The 21,241-nt window shown below is 47.0% G+C and carries 18 protein-coding genes; 10 read left to right on the top strand and 8 right to left on the bottom strand.

The genetic code is table 11. The annotated features are described in order from the left end of the window. The first annotated feature begins 114 nt into the window (after positions 1 to 114). Positions 115 to 1,224: a YhcN/YlaJ family sporulation lipoprotein gene (locus M2444_RS19965; protein WP_280787870.1), complete on the top strand. Its 1,110-nt coding sequence runs from the start codon at positions 115 to 117 to the stop codon at positions 1,222 to 1,224. 88 nt (positions 1,225 to 1,312) lie between these two features. Here the strand turns inward: M2444_RS19965 and nagA are convergent, their stop codons facing one another. The 8 genes from nagA to M2444_RS19925 all read right to left on the bottom strand — a co-directional run bounded on the left by nagA (position 1,313) and on the right by M2444_RS19925 (position 10,406). Continuing rightward, positions 1,313 to 2,500, bottom strand: a complete 1,188-nt coding sequence (gene nagA / locus M2444_RS19960) for an N-acetylglucosamine-6-phosphate deacetylase (protein WP_094877997.1) — start codon at positions 2,498 to 2,500, stop codon at positions 1,313 to 1,315. Beyond that, entirely contained in the window at positions 2,488 to 3,216 is a 729-nt protein-coding gene (nagB, locus tag M2444_RS19955; protein ID WP_094872656.1) for a glucosamine-6-phosphate deaminase, read from the bottom strand. Before nagB ends, nagA begins: the two co-directional genes overlap by 13 nt. After that, positions 3,216 to 4,094, bottom strand: coding sequence for a MurR/RpiR family transcriptional regulator (locus M2444_RS19950; protein WP_280787869.1), 879 nt, complete (start codon positions 4,092 to 4,094; stop codon positions 3,216 to 3,218). Before M2444_RS19950 ends, nagB begins: the two co-directional genes overlap by 1 nt. Before the next feature lie 236 nt (positions 4,095 to 4,330). Continuing rightward, entirely contained in the window at positions 4,331 to 5,308 is a 978-nt protein-coding gene (locus tag M2444_RS19945) for a LacI family DNA-binding transcriptional regulator (protein ID WP_280787868.1), read from the bottom strand. A 288-nt stretch (positions 5,309 to 5,596) separates the two neighbouring features. Continuing rightward, on the bottom strand, positions 5,597 to 7,396 hold the full coding sequence (locus M2444_RS19940; RefSeq protein ID WP_280787867.1) for an FTR1 family iron permease: 1,800 nt from the start codon (positions 7,394 to 7,396) through the stop codon (positions 5,597 to 5,599). Between the two features lie 57 nt (positions 7,397 to 7,453). Then, positions 7,454 to 8,785: an iron uptake transporter deferrochelatase/peroxidase subunit gene (gene efeB / locus M2444_RS19935; RefSeq protein ID WP_280787866.1), complete on the bottom strand. Its 1,332-nt coding sequence runs from the start codon at positions 8,783 to 8,785 to the stop codon at positions 7,454 to 7,456. Between the two features lie 5 nt (positions 8,786 to 8,790). Beyond that, complete coding sequence (efeO, locus tag M2444_RS19930; protein WP_094872648.1) at positions 8,791 to 9,690, bottom strand: iron uptake system protein EfeO; 900 nt, start codon at positions 9,688 to 9,690, stop codon at positions 8,791 to 8,793. 548 nt (positions 9,691 to 10,238) lie between these two features. Then, positions 10,239 to 10,406, bottom strand: a complete 168-nt coding sequence (locus tag M2444_RS19925) for a hypothetical protein (RefSeq protein WP_179281690.1) — start codon at positions 10,404 to 10,406, stop codon at positions 10,239 to 10,241. 247 nt (positions 10,407 to 10,653) lie between these two features. On the opposite strand from M2444_RS19925, the gene M2444_RS19920 reads away from it, so the two are divergent. From M2444_RS19920 to M2444_RS19880, 9 genes are all read left to right on the top strand, one after another. After that, positions 10,654 to 10,878 (top strand): helix-turn-helix domain-containing protein, encoded by a 225-nt coding sequence (locus M2444_RS19920; protein ID WP_019908812.1) that lies wholly within the window; start codon positions 10,654 to 10,656, stop codon positions 10,876 to 10,878. 390 nt (positions 10,879 to 11,268) lie between these two features. After that, positions 11,269 to 12,258: a LacI family DNA-binding transcriptional regulator gene (locus tag M2444_RS19915; protein ID WP_280787865.1), complete on the top strand. Its 990-nt coding sequence runs from the start codon at positions 11,269 to 11,271 to the stop codon at positions 12,256 to 12,258. Between the two features lie 21 nt (positions 12,259 to 12,279). Next, positions 12,280 to 13,257, top strand: a complete 978-nt coding sequence (locus M2444_RS19910; protein WP_280787864.1) for an N-acetylglucosamine kinase — start codon at positions 12,280 to 12,282, stop codon at positions 13,255 to 13,257. Next, positions 13,254 to 14,552: a 6-phospho-beta-glucosidase gene (locus M2444_RS19905; protein WP_280787863.1), complete on the top strand. Its 1,299-nt coding sequence runs from the start codon at positions 13,254 to 13,256 to the stop codon at positions 14,550 to 14,552. Before M2444_RS19910 ends, M2444_RS19905 begins: the two co-directional genes overlap by 4 nt. A gap of 24 nt (positions 14,553 to 14,576) precedes the next feature. Then, complete coding sequence (locus M2444_RS19900; RefSeq protein ID WP_280787862.1) at positions 14,577 to 15,503, top strand: ABC transporter permease; 927 nt, start codon at positions 14,577 to 14,579, stop codon at positions 15,501 to 15,503. A 95-nt stretch (positions 15,504 to 15,598) separates the two neighbouring features. After that, positions 15,599 to 16,489: a carbohydrate ABC transporter permease gene (locus M2444_RS19895; RefSeq protein ID WP_094877989.1), complete on the top strand. Its 891-nt coding sequence runs from the start codon at positions 15,599 to 15,601 to the stop codon at positions 16,487 to 16,489. A 34-nt stretch (positions 16,490 to 16,523) separates the two neighbouring features. Next, complete coding sequence (locus M2444_RS19890; RefSeq protein WP_280787861.1) at positions 16,524 to 18,170, top strand: extracellular solute-binding protein; 1,647 nt, start codon at positions 16,524 to 16,526, stop codon at positions 18,168 to 18,170. A 37-nt stretch (positions 18,171 to 18,207) separates the two neighbouring features. Then, positions 18,208 to 19,941 (top strand): family 10 glycosylhydrolase, encoded by a 1,734-nt coding sequence (locus M2444_RS19885; protein ID WP_280787860.1) that lies wholly within the window; start codon positions 18,208 to 18,210, stop codon positions 19,939 to 19,941. A gap of 187 nt (positions 19,942 to 20,128) precedes the next feature. Next, complete coding sequence (locus tag M2444_RS19880; protein WP_094872613.1) at positions 20,129 to 21,154, top strand: helix-turn-helix transcriptional regulator; 1,026 nt, start codon at positions 20,129 to 20,131, stop codon at positions 21,152 to 21,154. Positions 21,155 to 21,241: the final 87 nt, after the last annotated feature.

Genomic DNA, 21,241 nt, shown 5'->3' with positions numbered 1-21,241 from the left:
GTGACGGTAAACAGACATAGTTCCAAATCCTTTCAGGATAGCTTGTTCTTCGGAAGGTCATGCTAACGACTGTTACGCTGCACACATACAACAATAGAGATGGAGGATGAATTCATGATGCGATCCAAGATCAGCATGTCAGTCTCAGCCGCATTACTTCTAGGCTTGGTGAGTATTACAGGGTGTGGGACGAACACGGCAGAAAAGACTAATGTGCAAACTAATAGTGTCCGTGGGGTAAATGACGGACGTATCGGTGTAAACTCCGTACGCGGAGGAACAATGGGTACGCATAATATCACTAAAATGGAGGTCAGTCAGGAGCTTGCTGATCGTATTGCTGCTATGCCTGAAGTTCGTACAGCGAACGTAATGCTTGCAGGTAAAAATGCGTATGTCGCCGTAACGTTACATGATACAACTACTGGTCTTCGGGCCAAAGGTACTACATCGTATCGAGCCAAATCATCTACAGTTCCACACAATTATGGACCGACTGGAGTAATGTCGGGTACAGGAAGAGTGAAAATAGGGCGCGATGGAATGAATGATACAGGGGCCGTAACGAATGGAACGAACGGAGCTCTGAGAGGCACTGTGAATACAGTCCCTGGTACAACAAGCACTGGACCTGCAACACTTGGCATGGGTACTCACAGAAATGGAACAACCGGAATGGGAAGTCTGGGAACAGGTACTGGGACAACGGGGACCAGAACCCATACTTATAATAATGGACCTCTGCTGAATAGCAACGGTTCGAAACGTGATGTCAATATGGGAATGGGCATTGGTAATGGAATGGGCATGGGAACTAGAAATTCTACCGGAACCGGAACCGGATCAGGGATGACAGATGGTTTGGGGACTGGAATGGGTATTCGCAGTACCACTCCAAACTACACCAATAGTACTCATGGTACGAATTATAGAAGTAATTCAACTCACATGAACGGTACTCATTCGACTCACATGAACAATACAAATAACACGATGAATATGAAAGAAACAGATACGGTTACTAAAGAAATTAAAGCGAAAATCGCTGCTGAAGTTAAAAAACATGATGCAACAATTAAGGATGTATATGTATCAGCAAACCCAGACTTTGTAGAGCGTGTTAACGTTTATGCAGAAGAGGCCCGTGCGGGTCATCCGATCAAGGGCTTTGTGGATGAATTCCGAACGATGGTTGAGCGAATTTTCCCAACGCGTAATTATTAATCAATAGTTCGATTTTATAAACAAAAAAAAGCAACAGTCCTCTCCTTTGTGGCGAGAATTGTTGCTTTTTTATTATATAGCCACCTTATTAAATGGTAATTGGGCGACCGCCAATCCATACGCCTCGCAAATTCAATTCAGCGTCAAGACGCAGGATATCACCGCGTTTTCCGGCTTCCAAGGTACCGATGGAACGCTCCATTCCAATGGATATCGCCGGAGTAAGGCTTGCAGCATGGGAGGCCTCTTCTAGGCTGAGCCCTACTTCCTGTATGAGATAACGGAAGCCACGAATCATGGTAAGTGTACTACCTGCCAAAGCGGCAGGGTTATCTTTAAGTGTTGCGATGCCATCTTGAACTAGCACAGGTAAATCACCGATCGTATATTCACCATCACTTAGACCTGTTGCAGACATGGCATCTGTAATCAATAACAAATTGTTATCTTTTTTTAGATTAGCCACTAGAGAAATCGCTGCAGGATGAACATGTATGCCATCGGCGATGATCTCCGCACGTATGCGTTTATCGAATAGTACAGCACCAGCAGCTCCAGGCTTGCGGTGATGTAGTGGTGTCATTGCATTAAACATATGCACGGCTTGATTTAATCCGGCATCTGCCGCAGCTATAACCTCTTCAAAGGAAGCATCAGTGTGACCAAGAGCCGCGGTAATACCATGCTTACGTAGCCAGAGGATAGCTTCTAGTGCACCTTCACGTTCCGGAGCCAATGTGACTTGCCGGATCATGCCTGGATAATCATTCTCCCATTGTTCCAGCCACTCAATATTAGCCAGAACAATATGCTCAGGATTCTGAGCTCCAGACCATTTCGGGCTGATGAATGGTCCTTCCAAATGCATGCCCACGATTTGTGTGTATGGCATCTCAGTAGCGCGATATGCGTTTATTTCAACAAAGACTTGGTCAATGGCTGACTTAGAGGCAGTCATAGTTGTAGCCAGCATGGTAGTTGTTCCCTGGGAGCTGTGAAATTTAGTGATGGTATTTAAAGATTCAGCATCACTATACATAAAGTCGTGGCCAGCTCCACCATGTACATGCACATCCACAAATCCAGGGATAAGCAGGTCTTCCGAAGCTTGACCACTAGCAGGCCAGTGAGCGTAAATCTCTGGAAGCCATGCTGCCTCGCCGGCATAATGAATCTGCTCACGAGATACTGCAATTACGCCATGCTTAATTAATCCTTGGGGGGTTAGCACCTTACCAAACAGTAATTTTCCTAGCGCTTCGTTTATTTCAGCCATTTTCCTGCTCCTTCATCTACAAGGACAATTACATTCGGATGGCTTTGCAGTAAAGATGCAGGGCACTGGGTAGTAATCGGACCTTCAACGGCATTCCGGATGGCTTCAGCTTTGCCGGCACCACGTACTAACAATAGAATCTGGCGAGCTTTCAGAATGTCGCCGATGCCCATAGTGACTGCTTGCCGTGGTACATCGTCCAAAGAGTCGAAGAATCTGGCATTTGCTTCCAGTGTGTCTTCAAGCAAATCAACGACATGTGTTTTGCTGCTCAGATTAGCATCTGGTTCATTAAAACCAATATGCCCGTTGCTTCCAATCCCAAGGATCTGCAAGTCAACCGGTCCGTTCTCTTCCAGCATTTTGTCGTATGCGCGGCACTCCGCTTCCATATCTGCAGCATTGCCGTTAGGGATATGTGTCTGCCCTGGGTCAATATCAATATGATTGAATAATTGCTCGTTCATGAAACTGCGATAGCTTTGCGGATGATCAACAGGAAGTCCGACATACTCATCAAGATTGAAGGAAGAAGCTTTCGAGAAGCTTACAAGTCCTTTTTGGTGCATTTCAACCAATTTGGCATAAACACCAACTGGGGAACTCCCGGTCGCTAGACCGAGCACCGCTTTTGGATTGCTTTGAAGCAGGCTGGCAATTAGGTTCGCACCCGTTTGTACAAAATCTTCATCACTGTTGAATTTAAGAATATTCATTAAGATTGACCTCCTCGTTTGTTTCGGTAATGTTGGACATTCAAATAAGATTGCTCCAGTCTAGGAATAAAATCCCCAAAACGGGTGCTGACCATTCCAGTAAACAAAATATCAATGATGTGTAGCTGGGCAATTCGTGAGGCCATATCTCCTCGGCGCATTCCTTTTTCCAGAGAAGAGGAGAACAGTGGAATATCAGCCAGAGTTGCCAAGGGGCTGCTGCCGTAAGAGGTTAAAGCGATTGTGCTTGCTCCGCTGGCTTTGGCACAAGTTAAAGCATCAATGGTCTCTGGGGTTTCCCCGGAATACGATACTGCGAATACGACATCGCCTTCAGAGAGCGAAGAGGCAGATGTAATCTGCATATGGGAATCGGCGAAAGCGGTGCAATTCACGCCAATGCGGATCAGCTTCTGATAGAAATCCTGTGCAACAATGGAGGAAGTTGCCATGCCGTAAAGATCCACTCGCCTTGCTTGGCACAATAAATTAACGGCTGCTTGTAATCGTTCCAGATCTAGGAGTGAAGTCGTATCCCGAATGGAGGTCAGGTGGTTCGTTTGCATCGCTTCCACAATAACGGAAAGCGGATTACCTGCAACGATATCTTGATAAGAAGAACCGCCATCCTGAGGCCCTGCATCGCTATGAGCAATTTCAGCTGCCAGCTTTACTTTGAAATCTGGGAAGCCTTTAAAATGCAGAACCTTACAAAAACGTGTGATAGTAGCAGGACTAATACCGCATTGCTCTGCGAGTTCTGTGATGCCCATATGAACGATTTCACCTGGCGATGACAGGATCCGTTCCGCCAGCTTGCGCTCCATTTGGGAGAGCTTGGACTTTTCATGCTCAAGTGCATATAAAATTGGGGACATCCATTCACCTCGACTTCTAATGTAGCTTTTTAAAATTATTTTTAAAATTATTTATTGAAATAAGAAAATTATTTTCATATTCAGAATAAAACAAAATCTAACCGGATGCAAGGGGTAAAAATGAATACAATAAGGATAAAATGCGAGAATTATTAGTCTCTCTTCTATTTAAATAAAAACGGCCCACTCACAGAAGACTGCGAGGTGGACCGTTTTTGAACAATAACTGAATCGAGCTATACCGTAGAACGTTCAATAATGCGATACTCAAGCTTACGGTGTACAGGATGACTATCATTATTTTGGATCTGATCATAGATGATCCGAAAAGCTGTAACACCCATTTCAGGTAACTGGTTATCTATGGTGGTGAGACCTAAAGTTCGTCCGATCGGCTGGTCGTCAAATCCGATGACCGCCAGATCCTCAGGAATACGGATTCCGTTCTTCCACGCTTCGATGATCAGACCGGCTGCCACATGATCGCCTGATATAATCAGGGCATTGGGTCGCTTATTCATTTTCAGCAGTTGGTGCAATACACGACCGCCATCCTCTTCATTCATACAGTCATACATCATCCATTCTTCATGAAAAGGCTGTCCGGTAGCGGCTAGAAAGTCACTAAAGGCAATTTGCCGGATGGAACTACTGCTGCCGTGCTGCCTGCCTTCACAGTAACCGATCTGTTGGTACCCCTTGTCACTCAAGTACTGCAGGCCGGAACGAAAAGCAGAATAATGCTCAATATACACGGAAGAGAAGCGGCATTCGCCTCTATCTTGGCAGATGACTATCGGGCCATATGCTGTATATTCTTCAATGACTTCTGAGCTCATTCTCGTAGATACAATTACCACGCCGTCAATTTCTTTGTTGCGCAGCATCTCCAGTACCTTGAGCTCTTCTTCATGACGATAATTGGTCTGGCACAGAATGAGTCGGTAATGCGCTAGCAGCGCTTCTTGGGCTAAGCCTCCAATAATTACAGAGAAATAAAAAAGGTTGATGTTAGGGATAATAACTGCAATGGCTTGGGTACGGCCGGTAATTAGATGTACGGCGTTCATATTACGCGTGTAGTTTAATTTTTCTATGGTATTTAGGACAATGGTTCTTTTGGCTTCACTTACATAAGGATGATTATTGAGTACTCGCGAGACCGTTGTCACGGAAACACCAGCCATACGGGCGATTTCTTTTATATTAGTCATTCGAGAACAACAGCCTCCCTTTGATGCTTGTGTGTTGTATATAGTCTTTTTATTCTATTATATCGTCCGTAAATTACATCGCAAATAAAAAGCTTGCTATGGAATCCATTTCATAAATTAGACTGTAGTTGCAAGAGATTACCGGACTAAACCGGCGTAACCTAACGGGCGTGACGGACCGGTATTATCTAGTTTCATTTCTAATATAAAGGCCATAGGATCGGCTTCATTTAAAATTTACAAAAAACGGTTATCATCGTTAAAGATGACAACCGTTTTTCTTTGTAGCTATACAGTTTGTGACGCTTTTGGTGCTCTATTGCGCAGTATCTCCCACACAATAAATGCAAGGATAAGCAGCTGAGGCACTAAAGTTTCCCAAGTTGGATACATCCCTAGCCAGCTAATAGAAGGTAACCCATCCTGTACATGTGCGGGTAGTTTCCCTGCGACTTGAAGGGAGTGAATGCTCTCTCCAAGAAAGCGGAATACTAAATAGTAAATAAGAAGTGTAGCTGTACGGAAGAAGGCGGCAATCGGCAATTTCGCACTTAAGGCAATAATTGCGTAACCTACAACTCCTAGAATCACTAGAGCACTACCGATCCCTAGCAGCAATTGAGACACTTTAATGGAAGGGGCCATCCCTACATAAAAAATGGTGGTTTCTGCTCCTTCACGTAAAATCGCAAGCGCTGCTACGGAGGACAAAGACCAAAGATTGCCCTTTGCTAATGCTCCATCCACTTGCCGTCCAACATAGTTGTTCCAATTTGCGGTATTTGATTTACTATGCAGCCAGCGTCCAATGGTAAGCATCATAATGACGGCTACAAGACCTGTGATGCCTTCAATCATCTCGCGTGCTCCACCAGAAGCTGCGCGGGAAATGGTATAGGTGAGTATAACGGCTAATGCGATACTTGCTACAAGTCCTACAGCTGCGCCAGACCAAATCCATTTCTGTGCTTTTGTGTTGCCATCACGCTTCAGGTAGGCAAGAAGGGCAGACAATACGAGGATCGCTTCCAGTCCTTCACGCAGAAGAATTAGCGCAGCATCCCAAGCGTTATAGGTTGTCTCACCAGCCAAAGGAGTCAGCTCAGTGACCATATTATCCATGATCTTTAAGGCTTGATCTAGCTTAGGTGGATTAGAGAGCAGGTAGCCAGTGACTGCTGCACTTTCGTTCTCAATATTGGTATAGACCGCTGGAGATGCAATCTGTACTTGTCCTTCAGCAGAAGGCCAATCTACGATGAATTGCTCCATGATATTAGCTGCTTCTGCGCTCTTTCCTGCTTTGGCAGTGGAAGAAGCTTTGTTGAGATGGCTGATCAATCCTTCAATAGATGCTGGTTTACCGGAAGTATCTCCAGCATCTATTGCTTTGCCTTCACTGTAATCGGCAAGCAGCTGATACAAGGCTTCGGCTTCTGATTTCGCCGACTCCTCGCGGAGCGGTTCTGCCTGCAGCGCGATGCGCAGCAGGCTAATCTTCGTCTCCAGCAAGCTGTAGACGGCGGAATTATCGGCCCGGATGTTGCGCTCTGCCGGCTTCCATCCGCTGACGATGTCGCGGTACGCTGCCGCTGCCGCGTTCCAGTCGGCGCTGCGCACCGCATCCCGCGTGCGCTCTGCCGCGGGCAACAGTTTCGCCGCCGTCTCTTGGCCGGCGGCTCCGGTGTCACCGCCGTCCGTGCCGGTGGCGGCGGTGACATACGCGTCCACGCTTCTTGCGAGCGTGGACAGTGCCGTTTTGGCGGGCGCACCATCGCCCGCCGCAAGGGCCGCCGCCGCGTCTGCAAGCGCGGCGTCAACGGCGGCAGCCGGACCGGCAAGTGCCGGGTCCGGCGTGTTCGCGTTCGCGGTGCGCCACAGCGCTGCGAACGCTTCTACATCGGCGGCGGCCGCGTCCCAGCGGCTCTGGCCGGCTTCGACGAGCGCGCTGCCGACAGGCGGCAGCAGCTCGTCGACCGGGCCATCACCCTCCGCCCCCGCCGGGTTAGACAGCATCAGTATACATATGATGCTAAACAGAATCAGTCCGGCTGCCTTCGATAGCAGCCGTTTATTAAGAGAGTACATCGGGATAATCCCCTTTCAATAATGGACAGGAACATTTGATTGGAAAATAGGGCTGACTTAGCCTAAAAGTGCTTCCCCGATGTAGCCGCCTTTACGAATACCCGGGAAGCAGGCAAATACCGCACTGCCTGTATGAGTCATATATTCGTTTAGCCGATCACTCTTGGAGAGACGCTGCTGGATCGCAACAAATTGCTTCATTAAATCCCGTTGAAAACTAATGAATAATAATCCTGCATCGAGCTGACCTGTTGCGGCATCTAATCCGCTGGAAATGGAGTAGGAGCGGCGCAGCATTTTAACTGTGCCGTCACCATGTGCTAAGGCAGAGTGTGAATCCGGCGGGATAATAGGCTTCCCGGAAGCATCAGCCGCTTTAAGATTCAGATCATCGAATTCATCCTTTGCACCGATAGGTGCTCCGCTATGACGATAACGGCCGAAGGTGGATTCTTGATCGCTCAGAGAGGAACGGTCCCAGACCTCAATTCGGAAACGTACACGGCGAACTGCCATATAAGTGCCGCCGCTCATCCATGAAGGACCGTCACTGCTGCTGTTCCAGACCACTTCGTTCATTTCTGCTTCATTCGCAGTATCAGGATTACCCGTACCATCTTTGAAACCAAGAAGATTACGTGGCGTCGCTCCCTTAGGATCTGCTGTTCCTGTGCGCTGGAAGCCTTCCTGTGTCCAGCGGAGTACGGCTGTGCCACGGGCGATACGTGCCAGATTTCGGATGGCATGGAAGGCCACCTGCAGATCATCAGCACATGCTTGGACACAAATATCTCCACCACACCACTTAGGATCCAGGCTGTCTCCCGTAAATGCTGGAAGATCGGCTAATAGGGTTGGACGCTTGGAAGATAAACCAAATCTGTTGTCAAAAAAAGAAGGGCCGACACCAAAGGTAAGTGTACAGCGCGAAGGGGTTAAACCATCCACTTCACCTGTATCGGAGGGTGGGAGATTAGGGTTGTCATTGACGTCTCCAATGAGGCTGCCAGTAGTAAGAGAAGCTGCGGCAGTTGTCCATGCTTGCATTAGCTTTTTTACATCGGATAGCTTCGTTGTGGTCAGATCAAAGGCTGCGAAGTAAATAAAATTTTGCGCAGGGGTTAGAATGCCGGCCTGATGACTCCCGTAAAAAGGAATGGAATCAGCATCGGAGGCTACTGTTGGCTCAGCTACGGCATTGCGTGCAGCCATAATTCCCCCAACACCTCCACCACCTAATAATAGACCAAGGCTAGTGGCGCCAGTAAGCCGCAGCATATCGCGGCGGCTTAGTTTTTTATCTAATATAAGGTTACTCTTGGATTGTTCATTGAGAGGGGCACCTTCTGCATTCGCTGGTACACCGGTAGATCTATTTTGCTTATTCATGATGATCACACTCCTAGAATAGTTCCCATGTTGGACAATGGCTCAGCCAAGGCATCCAAATTCTGACTCAACTTACGGACATCTTCTTCCTTTAGCTCTTCATAGGAAACATATCCATCTCCAGATTTGAAAGGAGCAAGCTCAGCTTGCAAAGCTGCAAACCGTTCACCAATCGTTTTTTCCAGCTCAGCATCTTTTTTCGCCAGTTCTGGCTTTAACAGCTCGTATATCTTTTGGGCACCTTCAACATTAGCGACGAAATCATACAGATCTGTGTGGGAGTAACGTTCTTCCTCACCTGTTACTTTAGAAGAAGAAACCTCATTAAGCAGTTCTACAGCACCAGTAACGAGCAGATTGGCGTCGATTTCTACGGTCTCTACTTTTGCACGTAGAAGCTGGGCATCTTTCAATAATTGGTCAGCAACTTCGGTCATATCTTTGGTTGTGTTATCCTGCCAGAGTGCCTTTTCAAGCTTATGGAAGCCGCGCCATTCAGCAGCATCTACGTCATTCTCGCGGGCATCAATATTCGGATCCAAATCACCAAGTGCTTCTGCAATCGGCTCAATTCGCTCATAATACATGCGGGCTGGCGCATAAAGTGCCTTTGCATCCTCAATTTTTGCTTCTTTAACTGCGTTCGTGAAATTTTCTGTTTGCTTTACAAATTCATCACATTGCTCGATGACGTATGTACGATATTGTTCAACCGCTGATGTAAAGTCGGCAGTAGTTGCTGTAGTGGTATCAGATGTATTTGTTGCCTTGGTACTGTTAGCAGCAGCATTTGCAGAGTTATTATTGCTAGTGTTGCTATTACTGTTATTGTTGTTACTGGCACACCCGGTAAATAGTATGGAGGCTGCAAGTAGACCTGCAGGCACGGCATATGTGAATTTCATTGAATGAAGCACCCCTTTTTTATATGTGAATGATAATCGTTATCATTTATGCTGGACTTATCATAAGTCCGTATACATTTACTGTCAATATAAAAATGTGATGTATTTCATAGTTATATTTTGCACGACAAAAAAAATCCCGGGACTGGGAGTTGAGTTTGTAGAAATATATCTAATTATATGCGGGAATTAGCAAGTAACAATTCGTTTGATTTGATCATTTACTTGCGCGAACACAGTAGCAATCGGACACAGCGGCCCTTAACCTTAAATGCAGCTTTTTTCGAGATTTGGATCGCTAACGGCCCTCATAGTCGCTATTTGCCTATAAAACACCGCAAATAACGTCATCTGGGTCGCAAGCATCAGAAGGAAATGACGAATACACTGTAGGAGCGGCAGTTCACGACCAACAACACAAAACAGCGATTCTCCAATAATGGATGAATCGCTGCTAATGTTGCTTACAGTTTTTATAATTAACCGGACCGTCTCATTTATAGGAAAAAGCTACTTATTCGACAGCCCCATTCTGTGTCGTCTTTATTTTATTGTTCATTATGGGATTCATGTTCCGTAGAGGGTTGATTTTTGAATACTTCTGCGGCTTCCTCAGCAGAAAATTCTGGTTCGAATTTACCGACTAGTGGCAATTTGTTTAATTTCGTAGTTTGTACCTCTGCCTTAGTAGGTTGATTATTTTTCGAGTTGCTCATACTTACACCTCCTTTTAATAAGAAACAACAAGTTGTAGTTTGCCCTGTAAGGAGATGATTCTATCCAAGAGAATTTCAAGTTTTGCGGGTGAATGTCCTCACTAAAGCGGTGTAATCAGCTTCTTATGGTTAAGCCCATTTTGTAGTTATGACAGCACCATTAACTTCATCAGTACATAATATGTTTTGACTGTATCCCTTTACCTTGTTATACCAAACAAACCCAGGGCAAGGAGGGGTGACACCATTGAAGGGTAACGAACACCACAGCAAATTTCTGTTGACTCATCGTGAGCGCGAAGTTTTCGAGCTTCTCGTGCAGGACAAAACGACTCGTGATATCGCTGGCTTGTTATTTATCAGCGAAAAAACAGTTCGGAACCACATCTCCAATGTAATGCAAAAACTAAACGTTAAAGGCCGTTCACAAGCGGTTGTCGAGCTGATCAAGCTTGGGGAGCTGAAAATATAGCTGGCCATGTCTTCGGAAGTGACGCGTTTAAGCCTTCTCCACCTCTAGGGGTGAGGGAAGGTTTTTTGTTGTCGTTCTTGAATAATGATATTTCCTTAAGCGAATTATATCCTGCGGAAAGACTTTGCTATTCCGAAGATTTAGATTGCGGAATATTAAGTTTGGCTGCAGTTTATGGATTGACGGATATTGGGAATGGTTGTAAAATCATCTTAAAGTTAAAACCTTTAAACTTTTGAAATCATTTTGATACTTTCGATAAAGGTGAAACTGACATTCAATGTTCGATTCTCAGTCAGGATGTAGTTTTGGCGAGAAGAGTTAGTTCTTTTTTATTTCCTTAAAAGTTATAACGTTTAAACTATTGAACTTGGAGGCATAGAAGCTTAGATGAACATTCATGATGTAGCCAAAAAGTCGGGGCTCTCTGTAGTGACCGTATCCAGAGTTCTTAACAATTCACCTTCTGTGCGTGAAGGCAATAGGCGGAAAGTGCTGAGTGCTATGGAGGAGTTAAATTATCAGCCCAATTCAGCGGCGCGGAGTCTCGTGCGTGGTAAGACGGGAGTCATCGGTATGTCGATTACCAACTTTAACGACTCCTTCTATGACCGCGTGATTCGCGTGGTGAACCGGAAGCTGGCAGAACAAGGTTACTTCTTGGCCCTGTCGATAGCCGAGAATGAGGATGAAGGCGTTAACTTCCTGTTTCAGAAGGACCGCGTTGACGGGATTATCCTGTTATCTCCGCTTGAGGAAAAAGAATATGTGGAGGAGCTGAAAAGAAAAAATATTCCGTTTGTCTTGCTGGATAACCAGCTCCAGCATGAGGATGTTCCCAGTGTCGTCGTCGATAACTATCAAGGGGGGTATGAAGCTACCAAGCACTTGATTGGTCTTGGACACACCCAGATCGCCTATATCGGTGGCCCTTCGGTGTTCCTGAGTGTAGCGGAGCGCAAGCGGGGTTATGTACAGGCACTGGATGAATCGGGGCTAACGCCCTTCGGCACGGAATATTGCGGATTTACAGTAAGTAGCGGTTATGAGGTGGCAAAGAGATGGATTCGTGAAGATAAGCTGCCGACAGCCATTTTTTCCGGAGACGATTTTATTGCACTCGGTGTTGTTCAAGCCCTGCGTGAGGAAGGAATTCTGGTACCTCAGGATATCTCAGTGGTTGGCTTTGATGATCAGCAGTTCGTAGGTGAATTTTATCCCCGATTGACGACAGTCAGACAACCTGAGGCGCAAATGGGCAGCATTGGTGTTGATTTGCTGATGAAATTAATCAATGGGGAGGTGATGCCTGCTGGTGTAACGAAGCTCGCTCCTCAGCTTCTCGTGCGTGAATCCACCGCATCTGTAAGGTTAACCTAAATATTAGGAGTGAAACGAACTGTGAAGTACTTTTTGGGAGTCGATGCAGGGGGCAGCAAAACTTATGCAATGATTGCAAATGAACAGGGATCGGTCATTGGTGCAGGCAGGGGAGGGAACGGGAATCATCAAAATAATCGTGAGCAGGCGGAGAACAGTTTGCAACAGGCTGTATCGGAAGCGATTCTGGCGTCAGGACTGACAAAGGATCAGTTGGAGTATTCCTGGTTTGGCCTGGCTGGAGCGGATAGAGAATCCGATTTTCAAATTTTACGACCCATCATCAGCAGACTTGGCCTTCCCCGAACTGAGATTTCCTGCGATACCTGGATTGCCTTGCGATCAGGTACAGAGAGTAATTATGGGATCGTGCTGATCTGCGGCTCGGGAGTGAACTGCGCCGGTAAAAATCCGCGAGGCGTTACATATCAATGTGGTGGATTTGGCTATCGGTTCGGTGATTACGGCGGCGGCTATGATCTAAGTATTGAGGTATTCCGTAGCGTTCTTCGGGCAGATGATGGAAGAGAGAAAGAGACTGTCTTAAGCGAACGTTTAATTCATTTGCTGGGCTATTCCAGTGTTTCGGAGTTAAGGGAGGATTACCTGGATCATTCGAGAGAACTGCCTCCCCAGATTGCTGAGCTGCTGTTTCAAGCGGCAGATGAAGGAGACCAGGTTGCCACCCTACTGCTGACCAAGCAAGGGGATGAACTCGGTTTGGCAGCGGTCTCGACAATCCGCCATTTGGCTATGGAGGAGGATTCCTTTGACATCGTACTTGCAGGCAGCTTATTGACCAAAGGGGATCGCTCAGGCATCATCCGGCGGGCCATTGAACAGAGTGTGAAGCATTCGGCTCCAAATGGCACTTTAAAGATTCTAACCCGGGAACCGGTTGTAGGCGCGGTCGTTCTGGCAATGGAAAGCAGCGGTATGCGTGTGAATCAGGAGGTTCTTGATCGTCTATCACTGGGTAAGGAGGGGCTATTATTATGAAGGAGACTTTGAAGCTCGTTGTCATCGGAGCGGGTTCATCATATACGCCTGAGCTTATTGAAGGCATCATCATGCATCATAAAGAGCTTCCCATCCGCGAAGTATGGCTGGTGGATATTGAGGCGGGAAGGGAGAAGCTGCATACGATTGCGGAACTAAGCAAGCGTATGATTGCTGCGTCCGGACTGCCAATTACCGTGGACCAGACGCTTGAGCGGAGGGAGGCCATCGCCGGAGCAGACTTTATCTGCACTCAAATCCGGGTAGGTATGCTGGAAGCGCGAAAGTGGGATGAATTAATTCCGCTTCAATACGATGTCATCGGTCAGGAGACGACGGGTCCTGGAGGGATGATGAAAGGCCTACGGACCATTCCGGTCATTCTGGATATTTGCAAGGACATTGAGGAGCTAGCTCCGGATGCCTGGTTGCTGAATTTTACGAATCCGGCTGGTATGGTGACTGAAGCTGTTCACAAATATTCATCGGTAAAAAGCGTAGGCCTGTGCAACTCGCCGATCGGTTTTCAAAAGTGGCTCTCTGAGTTTTTCGGACTTCCTATGGAGAAGATCTACGCGGAGTTTGTCGGCATCAACCATCTGCACTGGGTATCCGATATCGTAATTGACGGTAAAAGCAAGCTACAGGAGCTCATTGATTACCCCCAGAACTACAAGGCGAGCAATGTGCCGTTTGATTCCTGGGACCACCGGTTTCTGAATGCTTTGAAAGCCATCCCTTCTTATTACCTTAGCTATTACTACATGACGGACGCGATGCTTGCGGAACAGAAGGAAGCAGCAGCAACGACCGGATCGCGCGCTGAGGTAGTGAAGAAGGTGGAGGAAGAGTTGTTTGAGCTGTACCGGAACGTAGAGCTTAAGGAGAAGCCAAAGCAACTGGAGCAGCGTGGTGGAGCCTATTACTCGGAGGCGGCAGTGCTGCTGATGCGCTCCATTTATAATGATTCCCGCGATATCCAGACGTTGAATGTAAGGAATAACGGAATGATTGACTTCTTGCCGGACGATGCCTCCATTGAGGTGAACTGTGTGGTAACCAAACAAGGTCCGCTGCCGATTCCGCTGCGCAAAATTCCGCAGCCCGTCAAAGGCCTGCTGGCCGCGGTCAAGCAATACGAGAGCCTCACCATCGAGGCGGCTGTGCACGGAGACCGGGATATGGCCCTGCAGGCTATGGTTCATCATCCGCTCGTGCCCTCGGTCACTGTAGCTGAACAGCTGCTGGATGAAATGCTGGAGAAGAACAAAGCGTTTTTGCCGTTGTTTCACTAGAATCGTCCAGAGGAGGAAAAGCGGATGAACACGGCCGAGAAACCAAGTAGATGGAAGAAATTCACCAGCCAATTGGATTTGCAGTCCATGGTTTGGCCGGGAATTATCTTTGTATTCATTTTTAGCTACATTCCGATGTATGGCGTGGTCATGGCGTTCCAGCAATACGATATTTTTGGCGGCATGATGAAGAGCCCCTGGGTTGGATTTATGCATTTCAGAATGTTCTTCGAGGCACCGGAGTTCTGGAATGTGATGCGAAATACCATTGTGATTAGCTTGCTTAAATTGATTATCTCTTTTCCGGCACCGATTCTTCTTGCACTGATGCTGAATGAGATCGGTAATATGGGCTTTAAACGCGTTATCCAGACCGTCAGCTATTTACCTTATTTCCTGTCTTGGGTTATTGTATCCGGTTTTGTATTTTCGCTATTATCTGTTGATAACGGAACGGTGAACTATGTGCTGGAGCGATTCAATCTGGTAGGGAAGCCAGTTAACTTTCTGGCATTACCCAAATACTTCTGGTCTATTCTAGTAAGTGTAAATGTGTGGAAGGAGGTCGGATTTGGGAGCATTGTCTATCTGGCCGCGATTGCAGGCATTGATCCGACTTTATATGAAGCCGCTTCCATAGACGGAGCAAGCCGATTTAAGCAAATTCACTTGATTACACTCCCCAGCATTACCCCCATTATCATCATCTTTATGATTCTTGCGATCGGCAGTCTGCTTAGTGCGGGCTTCGAGGACATTTTGCTGCTGGCAACCAATCCAATCCTGCGACCCTACTCCGATGTTATCGACACCTATGTGTACCGTGTTGGGATATTAAATGCCAGATTCTCTTATGCGACAGCGGTAGGGCTTTTCAAAGCGGTGATCAGTGTCCTTCTGCTGGTGATGGCCAACAAAATAGCCCGCCGGGCAGATGTTAGTCTCTGGTAGGTACTACTACTCATAGCGAATGCTTCCGATGCAAGTTTTATTGGAATGTATCGACTGTAAGTAATGCTCCATAAACCTTTTAGGAGAGGTGAACAATGAGACTAAGCCTAGGCGACAAAATCATGCAGCGGAGTATTTATATCCTTTTGACGCTGCTGGCGCTACTTATGCTGTACCCATTTTGGAACGCGCTGGTCATTTCCTTTAATCTAGGGAGCGATACGGCGCTCGGCGGTATAACCTTGTTGCCGAGAGCATTTACCCTGGAAAATTATTATATTGTGTTTCAGGATCATCGCCTGCTGAATTCTTTTCTGATCACCATTCTTAGAACGATGAGCGGCACGGCGTTGTCCGTCTTCTTCACGGCCCTGTTAGCTTACGGAATGTCCAAGAAAACATTGCTTTTTCGAAAACAATATATGGTGTTCTTCATGATTACGATGTTCTTCAGTGGAGGGCTCATTCCTAGTTATTTACTGGTTCGCTCTTTGGGTATGCTGGACACCTTTTGGGTTCTGATAATCCCCGGTATCATCAGCGTCTGGAACATGATTGTCATCCGCACCTTCTTCAACGCTTTGCCGGAGGGGCTTGAGGAATCGGCCAAAATCGACGGTTGCAGTAACTACGGCATTTTCTTCCGAATCGTTATTCCCGTCTCCGGTCCGGTGCTGGCCACGATTGCTTTATTTACTGCGGTCGGTTACTGGAACGACTGGTTTACGGGAGCGATCTATATTACGAAGGACGAACTGCTTCCTATACAGACCCTGCTGCGGCAGGTTATGAACTCCAACATAATGACCCAAATTGGCTCATCGAATGCCATCGCGCTGGATCATATGAACCGAAATCGGACGATTACTACGAAGTCACTGACCATGGCTACGATGATGATCGCTACTATTCCGATTATCCTGACGTACCCTTTTCTCCAAAAGTACTTTGTGAAGGGCGTAATGATCGGTTCATTGAAAGAATAGCAGTGTCCATATTATGTAGAAAGAAGGGAAAAGAATGGGCAATCGTATGAAATGGGTATCGCTTCTGCTGACTTCGCTGGTGCTTCTTCTCGCTGCCTGTAGCGGAGGGGGGAATTCTAACACTTCACCAAACACAAGCGAGAAAAATCTGAATACCGAGGTCGCCACTGATGACGGCAGCGGGATCAAGCCTGTCACCTTCAGCTTCTATGGAAACTATGACTGGCTTACGACATCACCATGGGGGGATAATGAGGCGACAAAATGGATTCAGGAGAACCGTAAGGTTACAGTTGAACCGATTCAATCGGGAGGTGCGGCCGGAGAAAAACTCAACACGATGATCGTCGGCGGAGATTTACCGGATGTCATTTTTACTGACCGGGGATCCTCAGTGGAACGGCTGGTGCAGGCAGGGCAACTTGTTGCGCTGGATGATTACTATGACAAGTATCCGAACTTCAAGAAATATGTGAAGGAATCCACCCTGAATTTGCTCCGTTCAGATGACGGGAAAATCTATCAAATCCCGAACTGGTATACCTCCGGGCAATTCGGCAACGGCGGATGGATGGTGAATAAAGATATTTATAATGAGCTCGGCAGACCGGTGCTGGAGACCTTTGATGATTTGTATCAATATTTACGCTTGGTGCAAGAGAAGTATCCCGATGTTGTACCTCTGGAGGTTGGCGAGAAGGGGGCAGGTCTGGAGATTATGTATGGCGGTTTTAAGGAGCATTCTACCAGTAAGTTCATTTCACTCATGGGATATCCGGAAGGCGACAAGCTGTCATCTATCTTGGATGATCCCGCTTACGAGGAGATGGTGCTGTATATCAATAAGCTGTATCGTGAACGGCTGATTACGCAGGATGCACTGCAGCAAACCCAGGATGCGGTCAAAGAAAAGGTCAATACCAGCCGGGTAGCGGTCATGGTCGAATCCAATATCACTACGTATGGAGCCGAGGGACATCGTGCACTGACTGCGAACAATCCGGACAGCGGTTATGAAATTATTTGGCCGATTCATAAAGCCGGACTAGACAAAACGCAAGTGTTTGTAAGCGGTTTCGAGACGCTGGGTTGGAACGTCAGTGTCATTACGAAAAAGGCCAAGGATCCGGAGGCCATCTTCGCTTATTTTGACTGGATTACGGGTCCGGAGGGACAGAAGGTGCTTTTCTTCGGTCCTAAAGGCTTGTACTGGGATGAGGAGGATGCAGACGGAGCACCAATTCCGAACGAGAAATACAAGACGACTCCTGCTAACGAGCGTACCGAAACAATGAGAAAATTCGAGGACTTTAACTGGGCGGGAAATACGACCTTTATTGATACGGCGAAAATGAGCTTAGAGGCACTGCTTTCCGCGAACCAGAAATCATGGGAGACAGTGGCGCAGTCCACGGTGACCTGGAAAACCGCGCTGGACATTACGGAATTTGTGAATACCGATCCGCTTCCGGATACGGAGATTGGCATCATCGCACAGAATATCGGGGATATTTATACCCTTGCTTACGCACAAATGGTTCAGGCGAAGTCGGATGAAGAGGTATTGTCGGCACTGGAGACAGCCAAAAAGAACACCCAAAAAGCGGGGCTGGATAAGCTGCTTGAGTTCAGAACCGAAAAATGGCAGGAGAATGTCAAGAAAATCAACGCGACGAAATAAGACTTTTATGAAATTTTATACTTGTGGAGGCGATATTATGGCATTTGCGCTGAGATCGAGATGCATAGCAATGTTAAGCTTCGTATTGGTTTCTTCGATAGCAGGTGGTTCCGTGCCGGCTAAGGCCGATGAGGAGAGTAATCCCCCTTTTGAAACGGAAGTTATTGTACGGACCGTAAACCAGTTTAAGAACACTGCGGATGTCCATAATTTCATCCAGCTGTCCACAAGCTACGGTGTCGATGTCATCAGCATGAACGTGAAGCAGGATGAAGATGATGAGGTTCCGTCTGGAAGTGTATTTTATCAGAGTGATATCGCTCCGATCGCGCAAGGCTACGAGAATTTCGATGCTCTGCAGGCTGTCATTACAGCAGCCCATGCTGCAGGAATCAAGGTTCATGCCTGGATTCCCCAGTTCCATGATCAGCAAGCCTTCCTTGCTCACGATGAATGGCAGATGCAAGCGCTGGTTAACGGGGTTCAGATTCCATTCACAGGTTCTAACGGCAACGAATACTTCGTCAATCCGATTCACCACGAAGTGCAGCTGTATGAGCGTTCCATCATTCAGGAAGTGATCGAGAATTATGCTGTTGACGGTGTTGTGCTAGACTGGATCCGCTTCGTCAATTACAACATGGACGTCAGTGATTACACGGTTGCGAAGTATCAGGCACAGTTCGGGTATTCCCCGCTCAGCATTGACTTCGATACGGATTCGCCTCAGCGGGAACAGTGGAATGAATGGAGAACAGAACAAATTGGACAGTATGTAGGCGATATCCGTGAGGATATTTCTGAATCCACAAATCCGGATGTGCAGTTCGGTGTGTATATTTTGCCGCCGGAATTTACAGAGGTTGGACAGAATGTAGCCAAATTCAAGGATGATATCGACTTTGTCGCACCGATGGCGTACTTTGATGACTGGGAGTTCAATAGTGACTGGGTATACAGCACTTCCTACGGCATCCTGAAGGATACGAGCGACCGGATCAGTGGCAGTGATGTGGAGATTGTAGCCACACTGGATAATGACTGGACTGATGATCAATATCAGGAGATTTACAAGGGAATCCGCGAGAATTATCCGGACGTGAAGCGCCTGTCGTTCTTTGCCTACGGGGCCTGGCCAGAAGATGAATTGGCCAATATCAAGGAACGTGAAACCTGGCCGACGCCAGGCTGGACGCCTCCGGTAGAACAAGACTATCCGGCTCAATTACCAGCTGGATGGAAGGCTCGAAATATCGGTTCCATGCCGGGGAACGTTACCTACAATTCATCCAATAAGCAATTTACACTCAATAGCAGCTCTACGGATATTTGGGGAAACGGAGATCAACTGAATTATATATACCAATCCGCGAGCGGCAATGCGGAGATTATTGTTAAAGTGCAGTCCACTAGCCGATTGGACGGCTGGGCCAAGGCCGGCATTATGATTCGGGAGTCGTTGGGTCATAATTCGAAGCACGCAGATATGATGCTTACCCCCGAGAATGGGGCAACCTTCCAGTATCGTGCAGAGACCGCGGGCAATACGGTCGACCATACTGCGGCTGCCTCGGCTCCAAGATGGCTAAAGCTGACCAGAAGCGGAAATACCTTTAAAGGGGCTATTTCGGGGAACGGGAATAACTGGCAAACAGTTGGAACTGTTCAAATCCCGATGAATCGCAAGGTGTATATTGGCATAGCGCTCAGCAATCCGGGGGATGATTCGAGGAATAAGGCCGTATTTGGAAATGTGAAAATTACGGATTAAGTCTAATGCAATCGCTTGGGGAGCTGAAAATATAGCTGGCCACGTCTTCAGAAGTGACGCGTTTAAGCCTTCTTCACCTTTAGGGGGGGAAGGTTTTTTGTTGTATATGCATGTTTGCTAAAAGAACATTCAATTGATAATCATTCTCAATACATATATAATTAATCCAAAGTAAGGGGAAGTAGGGATGAGCATGAAGCGTAACGATGGTCTGATTGAAGCAGAAACGATTGATGCCCATAAGACGCTTAGATGCGAAGGGTTTAATATTACTTACCAGTTGGACGGAAGCCACTTTGAGATAAAACCACCGGTCGAGCTAGGGGAGGGCAGCTGCCGGAGCCTGCTTACTCAGCGTTATCTTCAGATGACGGATTTTGATCTCCAATTTAATCGGGATATCGAAGCGAAGGGTGAGTTTAGAACACCTCGTACGGAGCTGATATTCTGTATGGGACATGGAATTGAATGGGGGACCTCGCTGAAGCAGGACTACTTTGCCATAGATACAGGAGAAAGTGTGCTGCTTCACGGCGGAGTAAGAAGTGAAAATTGTATATACCTTAGCGGAGCGGGCTACAGATTCCTCAGCATAGATATGAGTCCGGCACAATTTGAGCGGATGACCAGCGGACTGACCGAGGATACACGGCTCCAAGCCGGAGGAGGAGCTGGGTTGTTTTTTGGCAAAAACGCTATCACACCATCTATCCGACTTATTCTGTCTCAAATTGCGGACTGTTCCTATAGTCAGGGTATGCGGGAACTCTATCTGGAGGGGAAAATGCTGGAGCTAATGGCTGTCTATCTCAATGAATCTTTATTTGAAGCTGATCGGATTTCCCACACAGTCAAGCTATCTAGAGATGATATGGAGAGCCTGCGGCTAGCCAAGGAAATTCTGCAGCGTGATTATTTACATCCACCGACACTAGCAGGGCTCTCTCGAATTATTTGCCTCAATGAGTTCAAATTGAAGAAGGGCTTTAAGGAAATGTTCGGTTATACTGTCCATGCCTATGTGATCGAACAACGGATGCAAAGGGCACAGCAGCTGCTAGAACATGGAAATATGACGGTAAGTGAAGCAGCATCCAGAGTCGGATACGTGAATGTCAGCCATTTCTCAGCAGCCTTTCGTAAAAAATTCGGTGTGCGTCCTGGAGCATATCTGATCAGTGGTAGACAGCGTTCTTTAGGAACAAGGATGTAAGCTCACATCGAAAACAGATGCTCCTGATTTGGTTGATTATAATCCCGGAAACGGTAGCAACCATGAAGAGCGTTCCTTTACACTAGT

The organism is Paenibacillus sp. PastF-3 (genome assembly GCF_029893135.1).
GTDB classification, from domain to species: Bacteria; Bacillota; Bacilli; order Paenibacillales; family Paenibacillaceae; genus Paenibacillus_AQ; species Paenibacillus_AQ nitricinens.
Note: the sequence above shows the minus strand (reverse complement) of the source record. Positions and strands in the feature narration are given on the sequence as shown.